The 11,780-nt window shown below is 34.6% G+C and carries 11 protein-coding genes and 1 riboswitch (1 of these 12 running past the window's edge); all 11 genes read right to left on the bottom strand.

The window, feature by feature from the left end; genetic code table 11:
* A protein-coding gene (gene tsaD, locus ACQY63_RS00115) for a tRNA (adenosine(37)-N6)-threonylcarbamoyltransferase complex transferase subunit TsaD (protein WP_022164511.1) crosses the window boundary here: on the bottom strand, nt 1–638 show its 5' portion. The gene continues 382 nt to the left of window position 1, outside the view; only the first 638 of its 1,020 coding nucleotides appear in the window; the start codon lies at nt 636–638; its stop codon lies beyond the left edge, outside the window.
* A gap of 18 nt (nt 639–656) precedes the next feature.
* Nucleotides 657–1,565 (bottom strand): ribonuclease Z, encoded by a 909-nt coding sequence (locus tag ACQY63_RS00110; RefSeq protein ID WP_022164510.1) that lies wholly within the window; start codon nt 1,563–1,565, stop codon nt 657–659.
* 157 nt (nt 1,566–1,722) lie between these two features.
* Nucleotides 1,723–1,962, bottom strand: a complete 240-nt coding sequence (locus ACQY63_RS00105; protein WP_022164509.1) for a hypothetical protein — start codon at nt 1,960–1,962, stop codon at nt 1,723–1,725.
* Nucleotides 1,963–2,035: 73 nt separating this feature from the next.
* The gene (gene rimI, locus ACQY63_RS00100; RefSeq protein ID WP_022164508.1) at nt 2,036–2,488 is read right to left on the bottom strand and encodes a ribosomal protein S18-alanine N-acetyltransferase; all 453 of its coding nucleotides are present in this window, start codon (nt 2,486–2,488) and stop codon (nt 2,036–2,038) included.
* Nucleotides 2,489–2,663: 175 nt separating this feature from the next.
* Nucleotides 2,664–3,389: a tRNA (adenosine(37)-N6)-threonylcarbamoyltransferase complex dimerization subunit type 1 TsaB gene (gene tsaB, locus ACQY63_RS00095; protein ID WP_412335667.1), complete on the bottom strand. Its 726-nt coding sequence runs from the start codon at nt 3,387–3,389 to the stop codon at nt 2,664–2,666.
* Nucleotides 3,386–3,811 carry a tRNA (adenosine(37)-N6)-threonylcarbamoyltransferase complex ATPase subunit type 1 TsaE gene (gene tsaE / locus ACQY63_RS00090; protein ID WP_022165277.1) on the bottom strand — a complete coding sequence of 142 codons (426 nt, stop codon included), beginning with the start codon at nt 3,809–3,811 and terminating at the stop codon, nt 3,386–3,388. The genes tsaB and tsaE overlap by 4 nt, the downstream gene beginning before the upstream one ends.
* Nucleotides 3,812–4,042: 231 nt before the next feature.
* Nucleotides 4,043–4,654, bottom strand: coding sequence for an ECF transporter S component (locus ACQY63_RS00085; RefSeq protein ID WP_022165276.1), 612 nt, complete (start codon nt 4,652–4,654; stop codon nt 4,043–4,045).
* 260 nt (nt 4,655–4,914) lie between these two features.
* Nucleotides 4,915–5,042, bottom strand: a riboswitch (FMN riboswitch).
* 108 nt (nt 5,043–5,150) lie between these two features.
* A complete protein-coding gene (locus ACQY63_RS00080) occupies nt 5,151–6,479 on the bottom strand; it encodes an aspartate kinase (protein ID WP_022165275.1) in 1,329 nt (442 codons plus the stop codon).
* Nucleotides 6,480–6,504: 25 nt separating this feature from the next.
* Nucleotides 6,505–7,707 (bottom strand): homoserine dehydrogenase, encoded by a 1,203-nt coding sequence (locus ACQY63_RS00075; RefSeq protein WP_022165274.1) that lies wholly within the window; start codon nt 7,705–7,707, stop codon nt 6,505–6,507.
* A gap of 207 nt (nt 7,708–7,914) precedes the next feature.
* Nucleotides 7,915–9,033, bottom strand: coding sequence for a peptide chain release factor 2 (prfB, locus tag ACQY63_RS00070; RefSeq protein WP_022165273.1), 1,119 nt, complete (start codon nt 9,031–9,033; stop codon nt 7,915–7,917).
* 80 nt (nt 9,034–9,113) lie between these two features.
* Nucleotides 9,114–11,687, bottom strand: coding sequence for a preprotein translocase subunit SecA (gene secA / locus ACQY63_RS00065; protein WP_302689847.1), 2,574 nt, complete (start codon nt 11,685–11,687; stop codon nt 9,114–9,116).
* Nucleotides 11,688–11,780 lie beyond the last annotated feature (93 nt).

The following is an 11,780-nucleotide window of genomic DNA, read 5'->3' as shown; positions in this document are numbered from 1 at the left end:
CTAAAGTCATATACACTGTCAGTTATTTTTGCCCTAGGAAATTCGTATGCATGCGGATTTCCATCCTTTGAAATTTTATCTATTTTAGGACCACCTGGATATCCTAAGCCTATTGCTCTTGCCACTTTGTCAAAGGCTTCTCCTGCGGCATCGTCTCTTGTTTTTCCAAGAATCTTATACTTGCCATAATCTTCTACCACAACAAGGTGAGTATGACCACCCGATACAACAAGACATACAAATGGTGGTTCTAACTCTTTGTTTTCCACATAATTGGCGCAAATATGTCCTTCAATATGATGTACTCCAACTAAAGGAATATCTTTAGCAAAACATATAGCTTTCGCTTCCGCTACTCCCACTAAAAGTGCGCCTACTAACCCTGGTCCGTATGTAACTCCTATTGCATCAATTTCATCTAATGTTGTTTTAGCATCTGATAAAGCCTTCTCGATAACATAGTTAATGTTTTCAATATGTTTTCTTGAAGCTATTTCAGGTACTACACCTCCATATAATGTATGTAAATCTATTTGTGAAGATATGACGTTAGATAGCGCTTCTCTTCCATTAACAACAACTGCTGCTGCTGTTTCGTCACACGAACTTTCAATTGCTAATATTTTTATATCTTTCAAAACAATACCTCTACTTTTCTAATCTTCAAACATTAAATCAACAGACATCCCATCTTTTCCTGTCTTTGCATTTGGAAAAATGTCTGTAACCGTATCTAAATAAAGCCAAGGTTTTACAAGAGATGGGCTGTAGTGTGTCAGCCACATTTCTTTTGGATTGGCTTCTTTTGCGATGTTTGCAGCTTCCACAAAAGTCATATGTTTGTGTTCTTTCGCTTTTTCTTCTTTATCAGGTTCTCCATACATTCCTTCGCACACAAATAAATCTGCATCTTTTGCAGCTTTAGCAATGTTTGCAACAGGTCTTGTGTCAGTTGCATATGTTACTTTTAAACCTTTTCGTGGTGGTCCCATTACCATATCAGGTGTGAAAACCCGGCCGTCTGCCTCGATTGTCTCGCCTTTTTGTAAAAGACTCCATTTTTTTATTGGTATATCCAGTTCTTTTGCTTTTGTGGCATCAAACTTTCCGCTTCTGTCCACTTCAATTGAATATCCGTAACATGTTATGCTATGTTTTACCTTAAAAGCTTTTATTCTGTATTCTTCAAACTGGATTGTCTCCAAATCTTCTGATAATTCAATAAACTTTATATCAAAAGGAAGTTCAGGTGCAATTGTTCTAAGTGCCCTTACAACTCTTTCTAAGCCTTTTGGTCCAATCATTGTAAGTGGCTCTTTTCTTTCAGCATTTCCCATTGTAAGCAGTAAGCCTGGAAGTCCACTTATGTGATCAGCATGATAGTGTGTTATGCATATTACATCAATTGGTTTAAAGGTCCAGCCTTTCTGCTTTACCGCAACCTGTGTGCCTTCCCCACAATCAATTAATATGTTACTTCCATTATATCTGCACATTAAAGATGTCAGCCATCTTCTGGGAATTGGCATCATTCCTCCTGTACCTAACAAACATACGTCTAACATTCTCTTCCTCTTTCTTTTCTGCAATTCTACAGTTACTCTTTATTTTTACTACCTACAGGAATTCCAAATAAGTTCTTTATTTTTCCTGTCATTCTCAGAAATTAGAATTTTCACAATAATGCTTTATATTCTTTGTTGCTATCTGAAATCAGAATTTCTATAACAATTCTTTATATTCCCTGTGGTCTACAGGGATTAAAAATTCTCCCGTTATTTTGTCGTAACATTCTTCGCACAAATCAAAAAAATGTTCTCTTCCATCTTTGTTTGAAAAATAGTTCCATTTATATTCTACAGTAAAATTGCCTTCTTTTATAATTTCATTTTCTACGATTAATTTCTTCCCACATTTATTGCAAGTCACTTCCACTAATTTTTCATCTTCGTATCTTCTCATAACTTCCTCCTAAAATAAACATTTTTTATTTTATAGGTTTCACAGGTAAAATAATAGTGGAAAGTAATGTATTTTATAGATTTTGTTTCCACATTATAACTGCATTTTCTTTTGGTTTTTCGTAATAATCTTTTCTAATGCCGGCCTCCTTAAAACCATTCTTTTCATATAGTTTTATTGCGGGCACATTAGTTTCTCTTACTTCTAAAGTGAGATTTTTTATTTTTTTATTTTGTGACCAATCAAAGATATAGTCAAGCATATTCTGGGCAATATGCTTTCTTCTGTGTTTAAGAGAGACTGCAACATTTGATATATCAGCCTCTTCTCCAAATACATACATACCAATGTAGCCTACAATTTCATCATTGCACAAAGCTACTACAAAATTGGTATTTTCACTTTCCAGAGAATCTTTAAATGATTTTTCAGACCAGGGAATAGAAAATATGCTTTGTTCAATTTCAAAAACAGCAGGAATATCCTCTATGTTCATTTTTCTAATTGTTATTTTTTCCTGTTCCATATTTTAGTCCTACTCTTTATATTATATTTTATGCTTCAGCCTAATTCTTACTTTTTTGTATTTTCACTACGAAATTTTGTTCTGCTTAATTTTAATTAAAATTTTTATCTTTTTTTCATTATTAATCTCTGTTGTATTTTAATTAATTTTTTGTTTTATTTCTTTTCACACAGATTTATTTTTCTGCCTGCGCTTTTTCTTTGGCTAATTTTTCTTTAAGTTCTCTCTCTGCCTGAGATAATCTTAAATATTCAGGTTTATGGTCTGCCGCTTTTTCAATTTTTCCCTGAGCATAATAGATTTCACCAAGGGCTGCCACACTTGAAGCTTTCTGTCCATTCATAGATGCAGGTGCATAGTAATGCTCTGACTTCATTTGGGCGTCAATAATTTCTTTTCCTTTTTCAACACCATCGCCAAGGAAAATCACAGCTTTACCTATTTTATCTAATTCTTCAATTAAGTCCTCAAGCATCATAATGCACTGTTCTTTTATTGTTTGCATTTCTGTGCCTTCAAATTGATAAATTCCTGTATAAACCTGTCCTCGTCTCGCATCCATAATTGGACAAACAATATACTGTGACGAAAACATATTGTACGCCAAAGCGTCCATTGTTGGAACATTTATGATTGGAATACCAAGCGCCAAGCCGAAGCCTTTTGCTGTGGCACTACCTATTCTAAGTCCTGTGTAAGAACCGGGACCTCCTGATATTGCTATAGCATCTACTGTTTTCATATCAAGTTCAATTGTTTTACACATTTCATCTATCATTGGTAGCAATGTTTGAGAATGTGTTTTTTTGTGATTAATTGTATATTCTGCATTTAAAACTCCATCTGTTGTCACGGCAACTGTTGCCACCATTGCAGAGCTGTCTATTGCTAATATTCTCATAGTCCCTCCACTGTAATCTTTCTATAGTCTAAACCTTTTTCAAGATTTTTATCTATTTCAATATTTATTGCTTCCTCAGGTATTAATTCTTCTATTAATTTTGACCATTCTATGAGGCATACGCCTTCTCCGAAAAAATATTCCTCGTATCCGATTTCATACATTTCTTCAGGATCACCAATTCTATATACATCAAAATGATATAAAGGAATTCTCCCCTCCTCGTATACCTGTATAATTGTAAATGTTGGACTGTTGACGTTTTCTTCAATGCCAAGTCCCTTTGCAAATCCCTGAGTAAACACAGTTTTTCCAACTCCTAAATCTCCATTTAGGCAAAAAATCTGACCAGCCTTTGCTTGCTCACCCAGATTTTTTCCTAATTCAAAAGTTTCCTTTTCGGAATTTGTTTCGTATATCATCTATCCTCCAATATATTTAGGTTAACTTTGTTTTCATACTAGGATACATCCTAGCGTAATGCTTTTTGTGACATATTCTTCTTTGAAATTTCTATTACATTAAAAAGCACAGAAATATGCCATACTGATTAGTATAAACAATATTTCTGTGTTTTTCAAATTTTTCTATGTTTTAATTTGACGATTGTGTTTTGATTTAGCCATATACTTATTTTTTTAGAGTCAATATTTTTATTTTTTTGAACCAATCTCTTTTATAAATGAACTGATTCTTTTGTAGACAACGGCTGTGATTAAACTGTCGATTACACCTTTTAAAATATTAAACGGTCCTACACAAATAAGGACGAATGTAAATTTGTTAGAAATAGCTCCGTTGATTTTTGCTCCCATTCCAATAATTGCATCTAATGGCATGCCGAAAGCTTTTACATAAAAAGGAATTAAAACCCAATAGTTAATGGCAATTCCAGCAACTGCCATTACAAGTATACCTACTGCCATTCCAATGAACGCGCCCATTTTTGTTTTCTTATACTTGTATATTAAACTTGCAGGAACAACAAATGCACAACCAATTATGAAGTTTGCCAAATCTCCAACGTAGGCTGTTGATGTTCCTTTTACTAATAATTTTAATAATATTTTTATTGCTTCAATAAACACGCCTGCCAATGGTCCCATTATAAATGAACCAATTAGTACAGGAATTTCACTTAAATCTAATTTATAGAATTCCGGTGCAATTACAGGAATCGAAAAATCAAATAAGTGTAAAACTAAAGCCAATGCTGAAAACATCGCTATTAAAACTATGTTTTTTGTTGTAAAAGTTTTTTTCATTTATATTACCTCCAATCTATAACATTAATGTAACAAAGAATGTCCCTTGCGAAATTTTACACACCAAGCGCAGGTTACTTTAGTAACTTTTTTCTTTTCGCTGGGGTGGACATCCCTAGCGGGACGTTTTTTATTTAATAAGAAATCACACACGACTTTATGTGAGTGATTACCCCCAAGCTTGACAAAGAGCCAAAAAAAAACAACAACCAAAATTTCTTCAGTTGCTGTTTTTACTACTGCATGTAACAGTAATTATATTCTATCTTCTCTCATCCAGACTTTACTGTCGGTTATGGATTCTCACCATATCATGCCAATAGGCTCGCTGACTTATGCTTAAGCAATCACAGCCGGTTAGGAATTGCACCTTACCCCGAAGAACTTTATTCAATTTTCACATTAATGTTAATACTTTGTTATTATGTTGTCAAGTTTGTTAATAACTTATTCTTCACAAAATACTAACGTTAATAAAATTTACTTTTTTACTTATTTATTTTTTTACTTTAATGAATGCATTGTAAATTGCACGTAATGCAACTTCAAAATCTTCTTCTGCTACACCGATAATGATGTTAAGTTCTGAAGATCCCTGGTCAATCATTTTAATATTAACTCTTGCCTCTGCTAAAGCTGTGAATAAGATTGCAGCTGTACCTCTGGCACTCTTCATTCCACGACCTACTACTGCAATAAGGGCAAGGTTACTTTCAATAAATAACTGGTCAGGATGTACTCTTGAACGGATTTCGTCAAGAATAGCTGTTTCCTTTCCTGCTAATGCATCTGTCTGAATAACAACACTCATTGTGTCTACACCTGATGGCATATGTTCAAAACTTACATTGCTCTTTTCCAATGCACGAAGTACATTTCTACCAAAGCCTACTTCACTGTTCATTTTGTCCTTTTCAATATTAATTACTGACATACCCTTCTTGCCGGCAATACCTGTAATAATATGTTCACATGGCTCAGCAGTTTCTGAAACAATCATAGTTCCTCTATCCTGTGGGCAGTTTGTGTTTTTGATATTTACAGGGATACCTGCTGCTCTAACAGGGAAGATAGCATCTTCGTGTAAAACAGTAGCTCCCATGTATGCTAATTCTCTAAGTTCTGCGTATGTGATTGTGTTAATTGGACTTGGATTATTTACAATTCTTGGATCGCAAATTAAAAATCCACTAACGTCTGTCCAGTTTTCATAAATCATTGCGTCTGCTGCTCTGGCAACAATTGAACCTGTTACGTCTGAACCACCTCTTGAAAATGTTTTGATAGTTCCGTTAGGCATAGAACCATAAAATCCCGGAATCACTGCATATTCAGATTTTGCAAGCTTTGGAGCTAACTTTTCTGATGTTTTATCCCAATCAAATTCTCCTCTTTCATTGAAGAAAATATATTTTGCAGCATCAATGAAATCAAAGCCTAAAAATTTGGCTAATACTTTACTGTTTAAGAATTCACCACGACTGGCTGCATAATCTCTACCTGCCATATGAGAGAATGCGCCCTTTATAATGTCAAAATCTTCGTCCAACGAAAAATCCTGAATGCCTAAGCCTTCAATAATTCCATTATATCTTTCCTTAATAAGATTAAACTGTTCTTCAAATTCTTCACCTTCTGAAGCTAATTCATAACAGTTATAAAGCATATCTGTAACTTTAATATCTTCTACAAAACGTTTACCCGGTGCTGATGCAACAACAAAACGTCTTGTTGGATCTGCTAAAATAATATCTGCAACTTTTCTAAACTGGTTTGCATCAGCTAGTGAACTACCACCAAACTTTACAACCTTTGTTTCTTTCATAACCTGCCTCCTAATTTATCTTTTATTATCCTTCAATTCTAATTCTAGAGATTACATTTCCTAATTTTTCAGCTTTTGCATCAAAATCCTGTTCGCTTAATTTTTCTGTAGCAAAACCGATTTCTCCTGAAATTCCTGCATCAATGTATTCTACATTTCCAAATACAGCTTCAACTTCTTCTTTTGACTTTGTTGTTCTAACAAAGAACTTCTTCTTTGATTTTGAGAAATCTTCAACTTCAAGCTTTTCTTCTTTCCACATTACAGTTGTAGAAACATTCAAATGTCTAACGCTATCAACCACGTCAGATACTACCGCACTTGCTGTAGGAAGTTTGCCTGCACCGCTACCGATAAATACTAAATCACCAACCATGTTTCCACGTACTAAAATACCGTTAGTTACACCACTAACGTTGTATAATGGATGGTCAGGTGCTAAAAGTCTTGGCGCTACTGAACATACAACACCTGTATCTTCGTTTTTGCATTTTCCTAATAACTTAATTGAACGGCCCATTTTCTTTGCGTACTTAAAGTCTTCAGCTGTAATTTTTGAAATACCTTCTGTGTAAATTTCTTCAAAATCAACTGTCTTTCCTTTTGCTAATGAAGCTAAAATTGCAATCTTTCTAACTGCATCATAACCTTCAATATCAGCTTCAGGATTACGTTCTGCATAACCTAATTCCTGTGCTTTCTTTAATGTGCTGTCAAAATCAGCACCTTCTTTATCCATCTTTGTAAGAATATAGTTTGTTGTACCGTTTAATATACCTGTAATTTCACAAATCTTATCTGCTGTAATATGCATGTTCATTGGACGGATAATAGGAATTCCGCCACCTACTGCTGCTTCAAATAAGAAGTTTCTATTGTTTGACTGAGCAATCTTAATAAGCTCTGCACCGTATTTTGCAACTAACTCCTTGTTAGATGTACACACGCTCTTCTTTGCAAGTAATGCTGATTTTACAAAATCATACGCTGGTTTTAACCCACCCATTACTTCAATTACTACTTCTACTTCAGGATCGTTTAAAATAACATTGTAGTCATGTACTAAAACGCTTTCGCATGGATCTCCCGGAAATTCTCTTAAATCTAATACATATTTTACATCAATTTCTTCACCTGCATTTGCAGTAATAAGCTCTTTATTTTCATTTATAATTTCAAATACACCTGAACCTACTGTTCCGTATCCTAAGATTGCTACCTTTATCATATTTCCTCCTTAATTGTGTTTCTGCCCTTCATGGTGCAAATTCTTCGTAAATTTTAGCATGGTTAAATATTTTTATCAACTAATTTTAAGCTGTTTACTTTGTTTTCATAACAAATTATTGCATATTTATTAATTTTTTTAATAAATTACATGGGTTTTTATGCAATATTGTGGTAGTTCGGTAAAGTGTTAAAGTGGTTTATAATACTAACTTTCCTCATTAGCTGTATTAATCCATTTCAAATATCCATTAATAAAAGGATCAATGTAGCCATCTAAAACCTTGTTAACGTCAGTAACCTCCACGTTTGTTCTATGATCTTTGACCATAGTATACGGTTGCATTACATAAGACCTTATTTGGTTGCCCCAGCCAATCTCTTTTACTTCACCTCTGATTCCTGAGCGCTTTTCTTCCTCTTCCTGTTTTTTTAGCATGTATAATTTTGCCTTCAACATTTTCATTGCCTTGTCTTTGTTCTGAAGCTGTGATCTTTCATTCTGGCATTGAACAACTATGCCTGTTGGCATATGAGTAATTCTAACAGCAGATGATGTTTTGTTAATATGCTGTCCACCTGCGCCACTTGATCTATATGTATCAATTCTTATATCGTCGTCATTAATTTCCACATCTAAATCTTCCTCAATATCCGGCATTACATCTAAAGATACAAATGAAGTCTGTCTTTTGCCTGCCGCGTTAAATGGTGATATTCTAACAAGCCTGTGAACTCCCTTTTCAGATTTCAAATAACCATAGGCATTTTCTCCATTAACCTGAAAAGTTATTGACTTTATTCCTGCTTCGTCACCATCTAAAAAATCTAAAACTTCAGTCTTATAACCTTTTGACTCTGCCCATCTTGTAAACATTCTATAAAGCATACTTGCCCAATCGCAGGATTCTGTTCCACCGGCTCCTGCATTTAATTTAAGAATTGCGTTACATTTGTCATATTCTCCTGATAAAAGAGTGTCTATTTTTGTTTTTTCAAAATTTTCTATAAATTCATTTAACTGTTCTTTTACATCTTCAACGATAGACGCATCTTCCTCTTCATTGCCCATATCTATCAAAATTCCAATATCTTCATAATCCCTTTGGATTTTTGAAATTGTGTCTATTTGAGATTTAAGATTTTTCAATTCCTTCATCAGCTTCTGCGATTTTTCAACATCATCCCAAAACTCCTGTTGTTCCATTGCTTCTTCAATTTCGCGTATTCTGTTTTCTTTTGTTTCAATATCAAAAGAAGCTGCAAGTTCTTTTACTTTATCTTTGTACTGGTTCCACTCATATTTGTATTGTTCAAATTCAACCACAATATTCCCTCACTTGTTGTTTTATAATTTCAAGAAAAGGCGGGTAATCCCCGCCTTCTCGTAATTTTTATTATATGAACTTATGCTTTACGTCCACAACAGTTCTTATATTTCTTTCCACTTCCACAAGGACATGGATCATTTGGATAAATCTTAGCTTCAACTCTCTGCTTTGGCTTCTTAACTCCATCTGAGTCATCTTTGTTTGTTCCTGTAACTTCTGCTACCTCTTCACGTTCAACGTTCTGCTCAACCTGAATATGATATAAAGTCTTTACAGTATCAATCTTAATGTTTTCAATCATATAGCCAAACATTTCGAAACCTTGAATCTTGTATTCAACAGCCGGATCTTTCTGACCGTAAGCCATAAGACCGATACCCTGTTTTAACTGTTCCATGTCATCTAAGTGATCCATCCATTTCTGGTCGATTACTTTAAGAAGGACAATTCTTTCAAGTTCTCTAATATGTTCAGGTTCTGGGAATTCTGCTTCTTTTGCTTCATATAATTTCAAAGCTTCTTCCTTTAATTTCTGTTTGAATTCAGACTTTGTATATTTTTCAAGTTCTTCCGGTTTGCTCTTTAACTTAAATGGAATAATTTCAAATAATGACTGAACTAAACCTGCAATATCCCAATCTTTTGGTGACTGATCATCGCCTGCAAACATATCAACCTGAGATTCAATAATTTCGTTAATCATCTTGATTATTGCATCTCTCATGTTTTCACCGTTAAGAACTCTTGCTCTTTCAGCGTATATGATTTCTCTCTGGTCATTATTAACCTTATCATATTCCATAAGGTTCTTTCTTATACCAAAGTTATTTCCTTCAATCTTCTTCTGAGCTCTTTCAATTGTACTTGTGAGCGCCTTGTGATGTAACTCTTCGTCTTCAGGTACCCCTAATGCATTAAATACTGACATTAATTTTTCTGAAGCAAAAAGTCTCATAATGTCATCTTCAAGTGAGATGTAGAACTTAGATTCACCAACATCTCCCTGACGACCTGAACGACCTCTTAACTGATTATCGATACGTCGTGATTCATGACGCTCTGTACCAATAATCTTAAGTCCGCCTGCTTCTCTTGCTGCATCATCAAGTTTAATATCAGTACCACGACCAGCCATGTTAGTAGCGATAGTTACTGCTCCATGCTGTCCTGCCTGTGCTACAATTTCTGCTTCTTTTTCATGATATTTAGCATTCAATACCTGATGTGGTATACCACGTTTCTTTAAGATATCACTAATCTCTTCTGAAGCATCAATGTTAATTGTACCAACCAAAACAGGCTGTCCTTTTGCATGTGACTGTTCGATATCATCAGCTACTGCTTTTAATTTACCACGCTTTGTTTTAAATACTGCATCTTCGTGGTCAATACGGGCAATTGGTCTGTTTGTTGGTATTTCAACAACGTCCATGCTGTAAATATCTCTAAATTCTTTTTCTTCAGTAAGGGCTGTACCTGTCATACCAGCCTTCTTTTCATACTTGTTAAAGAAGTTCTGGAATGTAATTGTAGCAAGTGTCTTACTTTCTCTGTTAACTTTTACATGTTCTTTTGCTTCAATAGCCTGATGTAGTCCATCAGAATATCTACGGCCAGGCATTATACGACCTGTAAATTCATCAACGATTAATACTTCGTCGTCTTTTACAACGTAATCCTGATCTCTATGCATTAAGTTATGTGCTCTTAAAGCTAAAATAACATTATGCTGTAATTCTAAGTTTTCAGCATCTGCATAGTTATCTATGTGGAAGAATTTTTCAACCTTTGCAATACCCTGTGCTGTAAGGTTAATAATCTTATCCTTTTCATTTACTAAGAAATCACCATCTTCTTCGATATCAACACCCATAAGGGCATCCATCTTGCTCAATTCAGGACTTGCTGTTCCTCTTTCCATCTGTCTTGCTAAAATATCGCACATTTCATAAAGCTTTGTAGACTTACCACTCTGACCTGAAATGATAAGTGGTGTTCTTGCTTCATCAATAAGAACAGAGTCAACCTCATCGATAATACAGTAAGCTAATCCACGCTGAACTAACTGTTCCTTGTATACAACCATGTTATCTCTAAGGTAATCAAATCCAAGTTCGTTATTTGTAATATATGTTATGTCGCAGTCATAAGCTGCTTTCTTGTCTTCATGTTCCATGTCTGAAAGGACACAACCAACTGTAAGTCCTAAAAATCTATGAACCTGTCCCATCCATTCAGCATCTCGAGTAGCAAGGTATTCATTAACTGTTACGATATGAACTCCCTTTCCTGTTAATGCATTTAAATATGCCGGAAGCAAACATGTCTGTGTCTTACCTTCACCTGTTTTCATTTCTGCTATACGTCCCTGGTGAAGAATAATACCACCCATTATCTGACAAGGATAATGTTCTGTTCCAAGAGTTCTTCTTGTTGCTTCTCTTACTAAAGCGAAAGCTTCAGGAAGTAAATCGTCTAATGTTTCCCCCTCTGCATATCTTTTCTTGAATTCTTCTGTTTTTGCTCTCATTTCATCATCTGTTAATTTTTCCATTTCAGGTTTAAGAGCTAAAACCTTGTCTAATGTATGCTTATGTCTTTTTAATTCACGCTCACTATGCGTGCCAATAATTTTGTTAATTACACCCATTGCAATCTCCTCTTTAAATTTATTCTGATCTGCAACGTGGTATCAATTGCTGTTTTCAATCAATTCCCATTGCCAAAGTATTTCACACACTAT

The organism is Eubacterium sp. Marseille-QA0814 (assembly GCF_965119675.1).
In the GTDB taxonomy this organism is placed as follows: domain Bacteria; phylum Bacillota; class Clostridia; order Lachnospirales; family Lachnospiraceae; genus Eubacterium_G.
This window is presented reverse-complemented; position numbering and strand designations above follow the sequence as displayed.